Annotated in this window: 17 protein-coding genes and 1 riboswitch; of the genes, 12 read left to right on the top strand and 5 right to left on the bottom strand. The window is 72.6% G+C overall.

Features of this window, described 5'->3' with window-relative positions:
* Nucleotides 1-3: 3 nt before the first annotated feature.
* A riboswitch (cyclic di-AMP (ydaO/yuaA leader) is annotated at nucleotides 4-174 on the bottom strand.
* 159 nt (nucleotides 175-333) lie between these two features.
* Nucleotides 334-540 (bottom strand): hypothetical protein, encoded by a 207-nt coding sequence (locus HPC71_RS07685; RefSeq protein ID WP_154612010.1) that lies wholly within the window; start codon nucleotides 538-540, stop codon nucleotides 334-336.
* Nucleotides 541-580: 40 nt separating this feature from the next.
* On the bottom strand, nucleotides 581-1,840 hold the full coding sequence (locus tag HPC71_RS07680) for an NYN domain-containing protein (RefSeq protein ID WP_154615061.1): 1,260 nt from the start codon (nucleotides 1,838-1,840) through the stop codon (nucleotides 581-583).
* Between the two features lie 91 nt (nucleotides 1,841-1,931).
* Here HPC71_RS07680 and HPC71_RS07675 point away from each other — a divergent pair, with 91 nt between their 5' ends.
* From HPC71_RS07675 to HPC71_RS07645, 7 genes are all read left to right on the top strand, one after another.
* Nucleotides 1,932-3,740, top strand: coding sequence for a DEDD exonuclease domain-containing protein (locus tag HPC71_RS07675; RefSeq protein WP_154615060.1), 1,809 nt, complete (start codon nucleotides 1,932-1,934; stop codon nucleotides 3,738-3,740).
* Nucleotides 3,741-3,808: 68 nt separating this feature from the next.
* A complete protein-coding gene (locus tag HPC71_RS07670) occupies nucleotides 3,809-4,087 on the top strand; it encodes an Lrp/AsnC family transcriptional regulator (protein ID WP_154612014.1) in 279 nt (92 codons plus the stop codon).
* A gap of 137 nt (nucleotides 4,088-4,224) precedes the next feature.
* A complete protein-coding gene (locus tag HPC71_RS07665) occupies nucleotides 4,225-4,911 on the top strand; it encodes a glycosyltransferase family 2 protein (protein ID WP_154615059.1) in 687 nt (228 codons plus the stop codon).
* Entirely contained in the window at nucleotides 4,908-5,267 is a 360-nt protein-coding gene (locus HPC71_RS07660; RefSeq protein ID WP_171896459.1) for a DUF2304 domain-containing protein, read from the top strand. Before HPC71_RS07665 ends, HPC71_RS07660 begins: the two co-directional genes overlap by 4 nt.
* Nucleotides 5,264-6,145, top strand: coding sequence for a glycosyltransferase family 2 protein (locus HPC71_RS07655; protein WP_154615057.1), 882 nt, complete (start codon nucleotides 5,264-5,266; stop codon nucleotides 6,143-6,145). Before HPC71_RS07660 ends, HPC71_RS07655 begins: the two co-directional genes overlap by 4 nt.
* Nucleotides 6,118-7,635: a DUF2142 domain-containing protein gene (locus HPC71_RS07650; protein ID WP_171896457.1), complete on the top strand. Its 1,518-nt coding sequence runs from the start codon at nucleotides 6,118-6,120 to the stop codon at nucleotides 7,633-7,635. The genes HPC71_RS07655 and HPC71_RS07650 overlap by 28 nt, the downstream gene beginning before the upstream one ends.
* Nucleotides 7,632-8,255: a GNAT family N-acetyltransferase gene (locus HPC71_RS07645; protein WP_171896455.1), complete on the top strand. Its 624-nt coding sequence runs from the start codon at nucleotides 7,632-7,634 to the stop codon at nucleotides 8,253-8,255. The genes HPC71_RS07650 and HPC71_RS07645 overlap by 4 nt, the downstream gene beginning before the upstream one ends.
* A 36-nt stretch (nucleotides 8,256-8,291) precedes the next feature.
* Here HPC71_RS07645 and trpD read toward each other — a convergent pair whose 3' ends face one another.
* Together trpD and HPC71_RS07635 are read right to left on the bottom strand one after the other, a co-directional pair.
* Nucleotides 8,292-9,317 carry an anthranilate phosphoribosyltransferase gene (gene trpD, locus HPC71_RS07640; RefSeq protein WP_171896453.1) on the bottom strand — a complete coding sequence of 342 codons (1,026 nt, stop codon included), beginning with the start codon at nucleotides 9,315-9,317 and terminating at the stop codon, nucleotides 8,292-8,294.
* A 1-nt stretch (nucleotide 9,318) separates the two neighbouring features.
* On the bottom strand, nucleotides 9,319-9,744 hold the full coding sequence (locus tag HPC71_RS07635; RefSeq protein WP_216656568.1) for an Rv3143 family two-component system response regulator: 426 nt from the start codon (nucleotides 9,742-9,744) through the stop codon (nucleotides 9,319-9,321).
* A 58-nt stretch (nucleotides 9,745-9,802) separates the two neighbouring features.
* Here HPC71_RS07635 and HPC71_RS07630 point away from each other — a divergent pair, with 58 nt between their 5' ends.
* Nucleotides 9,803-10,276, top strand: a complete 474-nt coding sequence (locus HPC71_RS07630) for an Rv1443c family protein (protein ID WP_154615055.1) — start codon at nucleotides 9,803-9,805, stop codon at nucleotides 10,274-10,276.
* Nucleotides 10,277-10,285: 9 nt separating this feature from the next.
* Entirely contained in the window at nucleotides 10,286-11,611 is a 1,326-nt protein-coding gene (locus HPC71_RS07625; RefSeq protein ID WP_171896451.1) for a hemolysin family protein, read from the top strand.
* Here the strand turns inward: HPC71_RS07625 and HPC71_RS07620 are convergent.
* Nucleotides 11,595-12,557 carry a cytochrome c oxidase assembly protein gene (locus HPC71_RS07620; RefSeq protein ID WP_253943946.1) on the bottom strand — a complete coding sequence of 321 codons (963 nt, stop codon included), beginning with the start codon at nucleotides 12,555-12,557 and terminating at the stop codon, nucleotides 11,595-11,597. The genes HPC71_RS07625 and HPC71_RS07620 overlap by 17 nt on opposite strands.
* Nucleotides 12,558-12,623: 66 nt before the next feature.
* Here HPC71_RS07620 and ctaE point away from each other — a divergent pair, with 66 nt between their 5' ends.
* The 3 genes from ctaE to qcrA all read left to right on the top strand — a co-directional run bounded on the left by ctaE (nucleotide 12,624) and on the right by qcrA (nucleotide 15,357).
* The gene (gene ctaE, locus HPC71_RS07615; RefSeq protein WP_154612018.1) at nucleotides 12,624-13,271 is read left to right on the top strand and encodes an aa3-type cytochrome oxidase subunit III; all 648 of its coding nucleotides are present in this window, start codon (nucleotides 12,624-12,626) and stop codon (nucleotides 13,269-13,271) included.
* A gap of 71 nt (nucleotides 13,272-13,342) precedes the next feature.
* Complete coding sequence (gene qcrC / locus HPC71_RS07610; protein WP_253943945.1) at nucleotides 13,343-14,218, top strand: cytochrome bc1 complex diheme cytochrome c subunit; 876 nt, start codon at nucleotides 13,343-13,345, stop codon at nucleotides 14,216-14,218.
* Nucleotides 14,215-15,357, top strand: a complete 1,143-nt coding sequence (gene qcrA, locus HPC71_RS07605) for a cytochrome bc1 complex Rieske iron-sulfur subunit (RefSeq protein ID WP_257866200.1) — start codon at nucleotides 14,215-14,217, stop codon at nucleotides 15,355-15,357. The genes qcrC and qcrA overlap by 4 nt, the downstream gene beginning before the upstream one ends.
* The last annotated feature ends 3 nt before the right edge of the window (nucleotides 15,358-15,360 follow it).

Here is a 15,360-nt window from a genome sequence, read left to right as displayed (position 1 = left end):
GGTCTCCTCGGTGTCGTACGCCTACCGGGTGAGCTGACGGGTTCGGGCACGACAGGCCCTACTCCCGCTCCTCACCGCTGTGCGGTGCCTCACGGGCGATTCACCCCAGTGGCGCTGCACGCAGCGCCGGTGGTTCCCCGGCTCCCGGACCACCGAAGCGGGCCGGGACTCGACGCGGTGCCCGCGTAGACCGGTTGGTCCACTGCCACGGGCACCTGAACTCGACACGTTAGTCGCCGCCCCGCGGTCTCGCGAAACTTCTGGAGCATGTCGCGGTGTGATCTGGGGAGGACGACGCGGATGGTGACCCATCGATCCCTCTGGTCACATCCGTCACGCCGATTCCACGTCGTACCCCTCCATCGGGCGCACCAGCCGCAGCGGCGGCACCAGCCCGCCCTCCGCCAGCAGGTCCAGCGCCCGGCGCTCGTCGTCGTCGAAGGTCAGCTCCGGCGGCGGCCCGAGCAGCACCGTCACCACGCAGTCGTGGCAGGCCAGACCCCGCACCACGCAGGTGTCGCAATCGATCCGTGTCGTCATGGGCACACCGTGACACCGGCCACCGACAACGCCGATCGGGTCAGCTGATCAGCGAGGCCAGGGCGTCGACCGAGGCGCCCCGAGCGCCCGCGCGGGTGACGTCGGCGAGGACGGCCTGGTCGCCGGTGACGACCACGACGACCCGACCGGGGGGCTCGGCCGCGACGAGGTCGCGGATGACGTCGTCGGCGATGGTCCCCTCCGGGCTGAAGTAGACCCGGACCCCGCGGGGCGCGGCGACGACCGGGCGCGCGCCCTGCCCGACCTGGCCGGCGTCGAAGACGACGGTCGTGTCGGCGCCGGTCCGGGCGACCAGCGGCGCGAGCGCGTTGACGAGCCGGATCCGCTGCGCCTCCAGCGGCGAGGTCGGCCAGATGCTCTTGCTCACGTTGTAGCCGTCGACGACGAGCCGGGCGCGCGGCATCGCGAGGTACTGCTCGAGCAGCCCCGCCGACGCCCCGGTCAGCAGCCGGGCGCCCTCGGCGACGCCGGCAGAGAGCCCGGCCTCGACGCGGTCGGCGGGCGCGCCGGTCACCGACGGCAGGCCGAGCTCGCGGCGCAGCCCCGCGGCCGCCTCGACGACCGTCTCCAGCAGCACCCGCGCCCGGACGGTCGCCTCGTCCCGCTCGGCGCGTACGGCGCGGCGCCCCGAGGCCGCGTCCGCCTCGAGCTCGGCGACCCGGGCCCGCAGGCGGCGTACCTCCCGCTCCTGGGCGGACGCGAGGGCCTCGACCTCGCGCCGCAGCCCGTCGACCTGGGCGGCGGCCTGCTCGCCCGCGGCCCGGGCGGCCTTCTCGGCGGCGCGGGCCTCACCGAGCCGGCGGCGGAGCGTGGTGTTCTCGGCCTTGACCTCGTCGACCTGGGCGCGGTGCATCGCGCGCTGCTCGCGCGCGGCCCGCTCGGCGGCGTCGAGCCGGTCGCGCAGCCGGGCAACCTCCGACTCCTCGCGGGTCGGGCCGGCCGGGGTGACCTCGTCGAGCGCGGCCGCCAGCTCGGCCTCCCAGGCACCCGCCCGGACCAGCCAGGCCACCGCGGCGCGGTCCACCGGCGTCGAGGTCGCGGGCGGCTGCACCGCGAGGTGGGAGGCGACCCGGGCACGCAGGTCCTCCTCCCGCAGCGCCGTGGCGATCGCGGTCGCCCCCAGCTTCGCGCGCCGCGCGGGCGCGAAGGTCGCCACCCGGCGCAGCGCCGGAGGCAGCTGGCCGAGCGCGGGCAGCACGTCGGCCGCGAGCGCCACGACGCGGGCGCGCACGGGCTCGGGCAGCTGCGCCAGGGCGGGCACCGGCGGCGAGGTGGACAACAGGACTCCAGAGGGGTGACGGACGAACCGCGCCGAGCCTATTGCGCGAGCCGTCACGGGATTGTCGGTGCCCGCGCCTAGCGTCGCCCGCATGAGCAGCACCCTCCACGCCGAGCAGCCGGGCACCAGCTCCCGAGGGACACCGGACCGGTGGGAGTCGCAGCGCAGCTTCGACGAGCTGGGGCGCCCGCTGCGCGACATCACCTTCACCGTGGTCGACCTCGAGACCACCGGCGGCTCGGCCGAGGGCGGCTCGATGATCACCGAGATCGGCGCGGTCAAGGTCCGCGGCGGCGAGGTGCTCGGGGAGTTCCAGACCCTGGTCGACCCGCGGCAGCCCATCCCGCCGTTCATCGCGGTCCTCACCGGCATCAGCAACGCGATGGTCGCCGACGCGCCGCCGGTCGAGTCGGCGCTGCCCGCGTTCCTGGAGTTCGCGGCCGGGACGGTCCTGGTCGCCCACAACGCGCCGTTCGACATCGGGTTCCTCAAGTACTTCTGCGAGCAGCAGGGGCGCCCGTGGCCCACCTTCGAGGTGCTGGACACCGCCCGGCTGGCGCGCCGGGTCATCACCAAGGACGACGCCCCGAACTGCAAGCTGTCCTCCCTGGCGCGGGCCTTCGGCTCGACCACCACCCCCAACCACCGCGCCCTCTCCGACGCCCGGGCGACCGTCGACGTCCTGCACGGGCTGATGGAGCGGCTCGGCGGGCTCGGCGTGCACACCCTCGAGGAGCTGCAGACCTTCTCCGGCCGGGTCAGCACCGCCCAGCGCCGCAAGCGCCACCTCGCCGAGGGTCTCCCCCACGCCCCGGGCGTCTACCTCTTCCGCGACCACGAGCGCCGGGTGCTCTACGTCGGCACGTCGAAGGACCTGCGGACCCGCGTCCGCACCTACTTCACCGCCTCCGAGACCCGGTCCCGGATGGGCGAGATGGTCGGGATCGCCGACAGCGTCACCGGCATCGAGTGCGCCACGCCCCTGGAGGCGGAGGTCCGCGAGCTCCGGCTGATCGCCGAGCACAAGCCGCGCTACAACCGCCGCTCCCGCTTCCCCGAGAAGACCACCTTCATCAAGCTGACCCGCGAGCCGTGGCCGCGTCTCTCCCTGGTCAAGCGGGTCCTCGACGACGACGCCGACTACCTCGGGCCGTTCTCCTCCCGCAAGGTCGCGGAGAAGTGCCTGGCCGCCCTCCACGACACCTTCCCCCTGCGGCAGTGCTCGGACCGGTTCGGCAAGACGCCCTCCCGCACCCCCTGCGTCCTCGCCGAGCTCGGCCGGTGCCTGGCCCCGTGCGACGGCACCGTGGACCACGACACGTACGCCGCGGTCGTGCGGCAGCTGCGCGACTCGCTGCTGCACCGCCCCGACCGCGTCGTCGAGCAGATCAACGCCCGGATGGAGGCGCTCGCCGCCGACGAGCGCTTCGAGGAGGCCGGCGTCCACCGCGACCGCCTGGCCGCCTTCATCCGCGCCGCCAGCCGGACGCAACGGCTCAGCGCCCTGACCCGCTGCCCCGAGGTCGTCGCGGCCCGCCGGGGCGACGACGGGCGGTGGGCGGTGCACGTCGTGCGGCACGGCCGGCTCGCCGCCGCCGGGGTCATCCCGCCGGGCACGGACGCCCACACCTACGTCGCCTCGCTGCGGGCCTCCGCCGAGACCGTCGCCGGCGGCCCGGGGCCGGTGCCGGTGGCGACGGCCGAGGAGACCGAGAAGATCCTGCGCTGGCTGGAGTCCCCCGGCATCCGGCTGGTCGACGTCGAGGGCGAGTGGGTCTGCCCGGTCGACGGCGCCACCCGGCACCTCGCCCTCCACGACGCGGTGGCCCGCTCGCGGACCGAGCTGGTCCCCTTCGACGACCGGCGCGACCTCACCCCCGTCCACCAGCCCGCCCGCTGAGTCCGGCCCCTGCGGCCGACCCCCGAGGCTGGCCCGGTCCGGGCGTCGTCCCGGCTAGGGTCTGGCCCATGATCACCGCCATCGTCTTCGTGAAGGCTGACGTCGCCCGCATCCCCGAGGTGGCCGAGGAGATCGCAGCCCTCGACGGCGTCAGCGAGGTCTACTCGGTGACCGGGCAGATCGACCTCATCGCCCTCGTCCGCGTCCGCGACCACGACGACGTGGCGCGGGTCGTGGCCGACCGGCTGAACAAGGTCGACGGCGTCACCGCGACCGAGACCCACATCGCCTTCCGCACCTACTCCCAGCACGACCTCGAGTCGGCGTTCTCGCTCGGCCTGGACTGAGGCCGCCGAGCGGCCCACCCACCGGCTGGTTCGCGGATAGTCCCTTCGGGTCATCTTCGCACCAGTCGGGCACACCTCGCTGACGTCGCTGTCCTCAGGCCTCCGCGCTTCCTAGCCTCTCCCGAAGAGGAGGCGAGATGGACGAATCAACGTTCGTGCTGGTGCCGATGTTCAACGAGGCGACAGTGGTCGGCGGAGTCGTGCGCGCGCTGCGGGCGCACTTCGCGAACGTCGTCTGCGTCGACGACGGGAGCAGGGACGACTCCTTCGACGTGGCAAGAGACGCCGGGGCCGTGGCCCTCCGCCACCCCGTGAACCTCGGTCAAGGCGCTGCTCTGCAGACGGGTTTCGACTTCCTCACCCGCCGCGCACTGCCGGAGCGCACCGTCACCTTCGACGCCGATGGCCAGCACCGCGTCGAGGACGCCGTCGCGATGGTCGAGGCGAGCCGACGAAGCGGCGTGGACGTCCTGCTCGGGTCCCGAGCCCTCGGGTCGGCGACGGACCAGCCGGTCGCGCGCCGTCTCCTCCTCGCGGCCGCCCTCCGCTACTCACGCTGGTCCACCGGGTTGGACCTCACCGACACCCACAACGGCTTGCGGGTGCTCAGCAGGCGGGCAGTCGAGCTCATCAGGTTGCGGCAGCCTGGCATGGCTTACGCGACCGAGCTGGAGTCCATCGTCGGGCGGTCCGGGCTCAGCTGGGCGGAACATCCCACCACGATCGCCTACACCGAGTACTCCCGCGCCAAGGGACAGTCGAACCTCAACGCGTTCAACATCCTGTGCGACCTCACCAGCCAGCGGTTGAGGTCTGCGTCGTGATCATCAAGGTGTTCCTGATCGGCAGTGTCGCGCTGGCGGCCGCATGGCTCTTCCGGAGCAGCGGCGGTCGTCAGCTGGCCGCCACCCGCTTGACGAGCCTGGCGTTCGTGTTCACTTGGGTCACGGCGGTGCTCGCGCCGGACCTCGTCAGCAGCGTGGCCAACGTGATGGGGGTGGGGCGGGGGACAGACCTGGTCCTGTACGTCCTCGTCGTCGCTTTCCTCTTCAGCTCGATCGCCCAACGCCGGCGCCTCGCCAACCTCGAGGAGCAGCTCGCCACCGTCGCGAGGTCGCACGCACTCCTCCAGATCGACGTGGCGCACGCCACCCGCGAGGACCGCGTGTCGCACGCATGACTGTCGGCGTGATCGACATCGTGGTCCCGTTCTACGGGCGTGTCGACTACCTCGCGGAGACCGTCGACAGCGTGCTCGCGCAAGACGATCCCGCATGGCGGTTGACCGTCGTCCAGGACGGGGAGCACGCCGGTCTCACGACCTCGGACTGGGAGCGGAGACGGTCCGACCCACGGGTCCGGTGGGTGACGAACCCGCACCGACTCGGGCTACCGGGCAACTTCCAGCGATCGCTCGACCTCGTCGAGCACGACTGGTGCGTGTTCCCCGGTTGCGACGACGTCCTGCTGCCGTCGTACGTGCGGACCGTCCGACAGGTCTTGAGTAGTCGGGAACGGGTCGACATGGTGCTCCCGGGGGTCCGGGTCATGGACGCTGAGAGCAGCCCGTCTACCCCCCTGGCCGACCGGGTGAAGACGCTTCTCCGCAGGAGGCACGGTCGCGGCGACCTGTCCGGTGAGCGGCTGGCCACGTCGCTCATGCACGGCAACTGGCTCTACTTCCCTGCCCTGTGCTGGCGCAGCGCGCGCATCACACCGATCGGCTTCCGCCAGGACCTGCCCACGACGCTCGACCTCGCGCTCGCCGCCCAGGTCGTCCTGGCTGGGGGCGTCCTCGCACTCACCGAGGTCGAGGCGTTCCGCTACCGACGCCACGGCCTCAGCGAGTCCTCGAGGGCTGCGGCGACCCGAGCCCGGTTCGCGGAGGAACAGCGACTGTTCGAGGAGCTGCAGGCGTCGTTCGAGGCGGCCGGGTGGACCGATGCCGCGCGGGCGGCGCGGTGGCACGTCACGAGCCGTGTGCATCGGGGCTTGGCACACGTCGCCAGGCTCTGGCCGACCGGCGCACCGTGGGCTTCGGCGCCGGGGGCGAGATGAGGGCCCGGGCCCTGCGCGCAGCTACCTGGTTCGTCCTCGGCACCTGGTGCCTCCAGGCGGCCTGGATCTTCGCGGTGCCTCCCTACCGCGGCCTCGACGAGCACGAGCACGCCTACAAGGCCGCTGCTGTGGCGCGTGGTGACTGGAGCCCCCGCCACCCGAGCTCCCCCGACGGCTGGGGGGACCGGATGACGGTCCCCGCAGACGTGGTCGACAGCGCGCGACCCGTGTGTGAGTCCCTGCCGTATACGACCCCCGACAACTGCCGCGGGTCGAGCGCCGACGACGGCCTCCGGACGGTCGCGAGCTCCGCGGCCCGATACAACCCCCTCTTCTACGCGGTCATCGGGAGCGCGGCGCTGCCGTTCGAAGGCACGACCGCCCTCTACGTGATGCGGCTGTCGACCGCGCTCCTCTGCTCGTTGCTCCTCGGCGCGGCCGCCTACGTGACAGCGCGGCGCGGAAGCTCGATGTGGGGGTGGGTGTGCTTCTCAGGGGCGCTGACCCCGATCGTGCTCTACTCCAGCGCCATGGCCGCGCCCAACGGGGTCGAGCTCGCTGCGGCGGCCCTGGTCTGGTCCGGCGTCGTGGCTCTGGGTCGTCACGGCGTGCCGCGCGGGCACTCCGACCTGCCGTACGTCACGGCGATCACCGCCGGCGGCGCGGTCCTCGCGACGGTGCGGACCCTGGGGCCGCTCTGGTTGGTGCTCATCCTTGCTGCCGCCGCACTCTTCCTCGGGAGGCAGCGGACGCGACAGGTCCTCGGCAACAGAGCGGGAGGTGCCGCGACGTCGGTCCTGGCCGTGGCATGCCTCGCAGGACTCGCCTGGACGGCCGCGGCGAGGACCAACGATCCGGGAGGACCTCTGAGGGTCACCGGTGAGGCGTGGGCTGCGCTCCCGGGGGGTTGGGCCATGTGGCTCTTCCAGTCGATCGCTGCGTTCCCCGCCCGCGACGAGATCGCGCCCCTGGGCCTGTACGCCGTCACGCTGACTGTCTGGGCCGTCATCCTGCTTCTCGGTCTCCGCGCGGGGAGGCGCCGACTCGGTACGGCCGTCGCGCTGGTCGTGGCGTGCTCACTCCTGGTCCCATCGGCGGCCACCCTCATGACTCACGCCGAGCTGGGCATCGCGTGGCAGGGCCGCTACGGCTATCCCGTGGCGATGGGGGTGATCATGCTCTGCGCAGCAGCGGAACCGCGCCCCCCGGGCGCGGTCGCTCCGGCGCTCAAGATCCTCGGCGTCGTCCTCCCCGCCGCCACCGTCGGCCTGATCGGCGTGCTCGACGTCGTCCGCGGCGAGCGCGTCGACAGCCCGCTGGCGGGGACGTCCGCCTGGATCGTGCCGCCGGATGCCAGCTTGGCACTGTTCGTCCTTGCGGGGGCCGTGATGTGGGGCCGAGCGGCGATCGTGGCGACGCGCCCGCAGCGCGGCTCGGATCCAGCACCCCATGTGTCGCCGACTCGCCGCGTCAGTACCCTCCCCGAGTGACCTGGCTCGCGGACCACTGGCTGGACCTGGTCGGCTGGGGCGGGAGCGCGCTGCTCGTCTACTCGCTGCTGCAGGCGCGGGTGCTGCGCTTCCGCACGCTCAACCTGCTGGGCTGCCTGGTGCTGCTGGTGTTCAACTCCCTCATCGGGGTGTGGCCGATGGTGGGGATGAACATCGTGCTGGCGGTCATCAACGTCTATTGGATCGTCCGGCTGACCCGCGACCGGCACGACGAGTCGGCCTTCGAGGTCGTCGAGGTCCGGCCCGAGGACGCCTACCTGCGCCACGTGCTGCGCACGCACGCCGAGGACATCCGCCGGTTCCAGCCCGACTTCGACCCGGCGCCCGCCGGCAGCCAGCACGCCTTCGTCGTGCTCAAGGGCGACGAGACGGTGGGCATCGTGGTGCTGCGCAAGGACGGCGACGTCGCCCACGTGCAGCTGGACTACGTCACGCCCCGCTACCGGGACTTCTCCCCCGGCGAGTTCGTCTGGCGGCGCAGCGGCGTGCTCCGCGACCTCGGCCTCCGCCACGTGCTGACCCCGCCCGGCATGGTCGGCGCCTACTACCCCAACCTGGGGTTCCGCCCGAACGGGAAGCAGTTCGTCCTCGACCTCTGACCAGGTCGGGCCGGAGCCGAGCCGGAGCTGGGAGGGTCAGGCGGAGGACGCCTCGACCCAGCGCTCCAGCGTGGCCGCCGCGGCGCCGCTGTCGATCGCCTCGGCGGCGCGGCGGATGCCCTCGGCGAGGGCGTCGGCCGCGGGCGAGGCCGGCTCGGCGTGCACCGCGAGGGCGGCGCCGGCGTTGAGCAGCACCGCGTCGCGCACCGGCCCGCGCTCCCCGGCGAGCAGGCGGCGTACGACGTCGGCGTTGTGCGCGGCGTCGCCGCCGCGCAGGTCCTCCGCCGTCGCCGGCGCCAGGTCGTACGACGCCGGGTCGACGGTCTCGGCGACCACCTCGCCCGCGTGGACCCGCCACAGCCGCGACGTGGTCGTCGTCGTGAGCTCATCGAGCCCGTCGTCGCCGCGGAAGACCCACGCGTCGACACCCCGGGCGGCGTACACCCCGGCCATCACCGGCGCGACCCGCCCGTCCGCGCAGCCGATGGCCTGCGCGGCCGGCCGGGCCGGGTTGGTCAGTGGTCCGAGCAGGTTGAACGAGGTGCCGATGCCCAGCTCACGGCGCGGGACGGCCGCGTGCCGCATGGCCGGGTGGAACGCGGCGGAGAAGCAGAAGGTGATCCCGGCCTCGGTGGCGACCTCGGCGACCCGGGCGACGGGCAGGTCGAGCCGGATGCCGAGCGCCTCGAGCACGTCGGCGGAGCCGGACTTCGAGGAGGCCGAGCGGTTGCCGTGCTTGACCACGAGCGCGCCGGCCCCGGCGGCGACGATCGCCGACATGGTCGAGATGTTGACCGAGAACGACCGGTCCCCGCCGGTGCCCACGACGTCGAGCAGCCGGCCCGCGACGTCGAGGGGGTTGGCGGCCGCGAGCATCGCGTCGGCCAGGCCGCGCAGCTCCTCGGTCGTCTCGCCCTTGGCGCGCAGCGCGACGGCGAACCCGGCGACCTGGGCCGGCGTGGCCTCACCGGCCAGCACCTCCCCCATCGCCCAGGCGCTCTGCTGCGCGCTCAGGTCCTCCCCGGCGACGAGCGTGCCGAGGACCTCGGCCCAGGTCGACACCTCAGGAGGTGGCGGTGCTCGTGGCGGGCACCCGCGAGCGGAGCAGCCCGACGACGGTCTCCGCGAGCTGGATCGGGTCGATCGGGTGCGGCACCGCCGCCTCGGCCCGCGACCAGGTGGCCAGCCACGCGTCCTGCGGGCGGCCGGTCAGCACCACGACCGGCGGGCAGAGGTAGATCTCGTCCTTGAGCTGCTTGGCGATGCCCATCCCGCCGGCCGGCACGGCCTCGCCGTCGAGGATCACCAGGTCGACGTGGCCGGCGTCCATGTTCGCGATGACGACCGGCTCGGTCGCGACCTCGATGTACTCCACCTCGGGCAGGTCCGGGTGCGGGCGGCGGCCCAGCGCCAGGATCACCTGCTGGCGGGTGTTCACGTCGTCGCTGTAGACGAGCACCTTGAGCGGAGCGGTCGTGGAGTCGGTCACGCCCCGGATCGTACGACGAGGCACCGCCGGCTGCCACGAGCCTCCCTAGGATCCGGGCATGTCGTCCGCCACCTGGACCCGCACGTCGACCGTGGCGCGCCCCGCCGCCGAGGTCTGGGCGCGGGTGACCAGCCCGGCCGGGATCCGCCACGAGATGCGCCCCTGGCTGTCGATGACGATGCCGCCGCGGCTGCGCGGCCGCACGATCGACGACGCCGCTGGACTGCTCGGCCGCCCGCTGGGCAAGGCCTGGGTGCTCGCCGGCGGGGTGCTGCCGGTCGACTTCGACGACATGACGCTCGTGGCGCTCGAACCGGGCCGCCGCTTCCACGAGCGCTCGCGGATGCTGCTGTTCCCGCACTGGGAGCACGAGCGGACCGTCGAGCCGGTGGACGAGACGACCTGCACGGTCACCGATCGGCTCGTCCTGCGGCCCCGGTTGCCGGGCACCCGGCACGTCGTCGGCCTCCTCTTCGCCCACCGCCACCGCCGCCTGGTGCGCTGGGGCGAGGGTTCAGGCGCCGCTCGCTAGGTTCGCGAGGTGGACACCCAGACCTTCGTCAACCTCGGCCTGGTGGTGTTGTTCGTCCTCGTCGGCGGCGTCTTCGCGGCCACCGAGATCGCGCTGGTCTCGCTGCGCGACAGCCAGGTCGCCCGCATGGAGCGCGAGAGCGCCCGGGGCGCCCGGGTCGCCGCGATCGCCCGCGACCCCAACCGGTTCCTCGCGGCCGTCCAGATCGGCGTCACGGTCGCGGGTTTCTTCTCCGCGGCGTACGGCGGGTCCACCCTGGCGCCGGACGTCGCGCCGTACCTCGTCGACCTGGGGCTCCCCGCGGGGGCTGCCGACACCGTCGCGCTGGTGACGATGACGCTGCTCATCGCCTACCTCTCCCTCGTCCTCGGCGAGCTCGTCCCCAAGCGGCTCGCCCTCCAGCGCTCGGCCCGGCTCTCGCTGCTCGTCGGCCCCCCGCTGGACCGCTTCGCCACCCTCATGCGCCCGGTCATCTGGCTGCTCTCCTGCTCCACCGACGTGCTCGTGCGGCTCCTCGGCGGCGACCCGTCGGCGACCAACGACCAGCTCTCGGAGGAGGAGCTGCGCGACATCGTCGCCACCCACGAGGGCCTCGACGAGCAGGAGCGACGCATCCTCGGCGACGTCTTCGCCGCGGGCCGCACCACGGTCAAGGAGGTGATGCGCCCCCGGCGCGAGGTCGCGTTCCTCGCCGGCGACCTGCCGCTGACCGAGGCCGTCGAGCAGGTCCGCGCCCTCACCTGGTCGCGCTACCCGGTCACCGGGCCCGGCGGCTTCGACGACATCACCGGCTTCCTGCACGTGCGCGACCTGCTCGTCGTCCGCGACGGCGACCGGCGCCTGGTCCGCGACGTGCAACGCGAGGTGCTGGTCCTGCCGGAGACCAACCGGGTGCTGCCGACGGTGACCCGGATGCGCCGCGAGGGCGTCCACCTCGCCGTCGTCGTCGACGAGTACGGCGGCACCGACGGCATCGTGACGCTCGAGGACCTCGTCGAGGAGATCGTCGGCGAGATCCGCGACGAGCACGACGAGCCCGAGCCGGAGGTCCGCGCGGCCGACGGGTCGCTGCTGCTCGAGGGCGGGCTGAGCATCGAGGACTTCGCCGAGCACACCGGCGTGCCCCTCGAGGACGGCGACTACGAGACCGTCGCGGGGTACGTCGTCGCGCGGCTGGGCCGCATCGCCGAGCCCGGCGACGCGGTCGACGTCGGCGACGTCGTGCTCCGCGTCGCCGAGACCGACGGCGCCCGGATCACCCGCATCGCGGTCACGACCGGCACCGACGAGCGACCGGGCGACCAGGCCGGGGGGCCGGCTACGGACGAGGGCTGAGCCCCTGGGGCTCGCGAGCCTCGCGGGCCCGCGAGCGCTCCTCCTCGCGGTCCAGCCGCCGGTCCTCGCGGCGGGCCTCCTGCATCGAGGAGCGCACCCACTGGGCGAAGAGCACCCCGAAGAACATCAGGCCGATCAGGTCGCCGGAGCCCCACAGGATGCCGCCGGCCAGGTGCTGGTCGTCGGCGGCGTCGGGCAGCCAGGAGCCCATCGGGCCCTCGCGCAGCGCCAGGTAGTGCTCCGCGCCGATCAGCTCGGTCTGGCCCATGATCGTCACGCCGAGGAAGGCGTGGAAGGGCAGCGTGAGCACGGTCAGCAGGACCCGGAACGGGTAGCCGACCCGGCCGGGCACGGGGTCGATGCCCATGAGCGGCCAGAAGAAGAGCGCGCCGATCAGCACCAGGTGCAGGTGCATCATCTCGTGCACGTAGGTCGAGGACAGCGACGCGTCGTACCAGCTGGTGAAGTAGAGCGCCCACGGCGAGAGCACGTAGAGCCCGAAGGCCAGCGGCGGGAACGAGAGCACCCGCGCGAACCTCGAGTGCAGCACCGCGAGCAGCCACCGGCGCGGTGCGGCCGGCAGGGTCCGCAGCGCCAGCGTCACCGGGGCGCCCAGCGCCAGGGAGAGCGGCACGACCATCGAGAGCACCATGTGCTGGACCATGTGCGCACTCAGCAGGGTCGTGTCGTACGCCGCCAGGCCGGAGGCGGTCGCGACGTAGAACGACCCCATCCCGAGCACGACGAACGCGATCGTCCGGCCGACGGGCCAGCGGTCGCCGCGAGCGCGGAGCTTGAAGACGCCGAGGAGGTAGAGGCCCACCGTCCACACGGTGAGGATCGTGGGCACGGGGGCCAGGGACCACTGCGAGAAGAAGGCTCCGAGCGACGGCTCGGGAACCTCGGGGACAGCGGTCAGGGCCACGAGGAGAGGAGCACCGAACACGCTGTGAACTTTATGACCGGCACCTGAGAGGGGGTCGTGGTGCCCTCGCGGAGCGGCCGGGACATAATGACGCCCGTGGCGACCACAGCATCTATTCCGGCCTCCCGCCTGCACGGGCATCACGACCGTCCCAGCATGGTCAGCGTCGGGACCATCATCTGGCTCTCGAGCGAGCTGATGTTCTTCGCTGCCCTCTTCGCGGCGTACTTCACCATCCGCTCGGTGAGCCCCGATCTGTGGGAGCAGAACACCGCTCTGCTCGACGTGCCGTTCGCGGCGGTCAACACCACGATCCTCGTGCTCAGCTCGCTGACCTGCCAGCTCGGCGTGTTCGCCGCGGAGCGCGGCCAGGTCGGGCGCAGCGGCTCGGTGCTCAACGTCCGCGGCTGGGGCCTGCGGGAGTGGTTCATCCTGACCTACGTCATGGGCGCGATCTTCGTGGGCGGCCAGGCCGTCGAGTACGCGAACCTGGTCCAGGAGAACGTGACCATCCAGGACTCGGCCTACGGCACGATGTTCTACCTGACCACCGGCTTCCACGGCATCCACGTGGTCGGCGGCCTCATCGCCTTCCTCTTCGTCCTCGGGCGCACCTACATGGCTCGCAAGTTCACCCACGAGCAGGCCGTCAGCGCCATCGTCGTGTCCTACTACTGGCACTTCGTCGACGTCGTGTGGATCGGTCTGTTCGCGACGATCTACCTCGTCCAGTAGCACCGAACCACCAGCAGCACGAGCACGACCATCAGCAGCCCGCCCAACCGCAAGGACCCGAGGATCACAACGTGCGTCTCCTGAACCGTTCCGCAGGTCGACTCTCCCGGCATCGCCGGGGCCCGCTCGCGGGTGTCGTCCTGATGCTGCTCGGCCTGGTGCTCACCGGAAGCCTGTACGCCGCGTTCGCGCCGGCGCAGGCCACCTCCGCCGAGAGCGACGCCGAGCAGGTAGCGAAGGGCCGTGAGCTCTTCCTCGTCGGCTGTGCTTTCTGCCACGGGCAGAACGGCGAGGGCATCCTGACCCAGCGCGGCGACACCCAGCTCGGCCCGCCGCTGGTGGGTGTCGGTGCCGCCGCCGTCGACTTCCAGGTCGGCACCGGCCGCATGCCGATGTCCCAGCCCGGCCAGCAGGCGCCGGACAAGGAGGTCGTCTACTCCCAGGACGAGATCGACGCGCTCGGCGCGTACGTCGCCTCCCTGGGCCCCGGCCCCGCCGTGCCCTCCCCTGAGGACTACAGCCTCGAAGGCCTGACCGAGGAGGAGCGCGAGGAGGCCATCGTCCGCGGCGGCCAGATCTTCCTCACCAACTGCACGGCTTGCCACAACTTCAACGGCTCCGGTGGCGCCATGCCGCGCGGTGGGTCCGCCCCCTCGCTGCACGACGTCGAGCCCAAGTACATCTACGAGGCCCTGCTCACCGGCCCGCAGCAGATGCCGAACTTCTCCAACGGCAACCTCCCGCCGGAGGAGAAGCGCGACGTCATCGCCTACCTCGAGTCCCTCCGCGAGACGCCTGAGTACGGCGGCTTCGGCCTGGGTGGTCTCGGTCCGGTGAGCGAGGGCCTGTTCGCCTGGCTGGTCGGCATCGGTGGCCTCGTCGGTTTCGCGATCTGGATCGCGGCCCACACCACGCGCTCCACGAAGAAGAAGGGACAGGCGGCGTGACCGACGCCCGCGACCACGAGTCGCACGACAACGACGCGCACGAGGACGAGCCGTCGCAGAACCTCCCCGACACCTCCGCCGGCTCCGCCGGCGCGGTGCCGGCGTCGGCTGAGCCGATCCCGGACCCGGGCCTCCCCGAGCACACCTGGCGTCCCACCGACGTCGACCCCGCTCAGGAGAAGCGGGCCGAGCGCCAGGTCGCCGGCCTGTTCGGCCTCTCGGCCATCTGCGTGCTGCTGTTCCTCGTCGCGTACTTCACCCTCGACATCGGGGACGACCACGACACCGTCGCCGGCTTCGGTGCCTCCACCGTCGCGCTCGGCACGACCTTCGGTCTCGCCCTGCTGCTCATCGGCGTGGGCATCATCCAGTGGGCCCGCAAGCTCATGGCCGACCACGAGATGGTCGAGATGCGCCACCAGGCCCGCTCCTCCGACGAGGACCGCCAGGCCACCATCGCGGCGCTGAACGCCGGTCTCGCCGAGTCCGGCATCGGCCGCCGCCCGCTGGTGCGCAACTCGCTGCTCGGCGCGGTGGGCCTCCTCGGCCTGCCCGCGATCGTGCTGCTGCGCGACCTCGGCCCGACCCCGCAGGAGGTGGCCAAGGACCAGGAGTACTTCGGCGCCGGCCTCGCGAACACCGTGTGGACCAAGGGCGTCCGCGTCGTCCGCGACGTCATCGGCACCCCGATCCGCGCCGCCGACCTCGAGATCGGTGACCTGGTCAACGCCGTGCCGGAGGTCTTCTACGAGGTCGACGAGAACGGCGACCACGTGATCGAGGGCGTCGAGCTCCAGATCGCGAAGTCCAAGGCCGCGGTGATCGTGGTCCGCATGGAGCCCGACGAGATCATCCCCGGCGAGGGCCGGGAGAACTGGGCCGTCGACGGCGTCCTGTGCTACTCCAAGATCTGCACCCACGTCGGGTGCCCGATCTCCCTCTACGAGCGCACCACCCACCACGTGCTGTGCCCGTGCCACCAGTCGACCTTCGACCTCGCGGACTCCGCCCGCGTCGTCTTCGGCCCGGCCGCGCGTGCACTCCCCCAGCTACCGTTGGCCGTGGACGACGAGGGCTACCTGGTCGCGCAGAGCGACTTCACCGAGCCCGTGGGCCCGAGCTACTGGGAGCGTGGCTGACAC

Origin of the sequence: Nocardioides marmotae (genome assembly GCF_013177455.1) — a bacterium.
Taxonomy (GTDB): Bacteria; Actinomycetota; Actinomycetes; order Propionibacteriales; family Nocardioidaceae; genus Nocardioides; species Nocardioides marmotae.
Note: the sequence above shows the minus strand (reverse complement) of the source record. Positions and strands in the feature narration are given on the sequence as shown.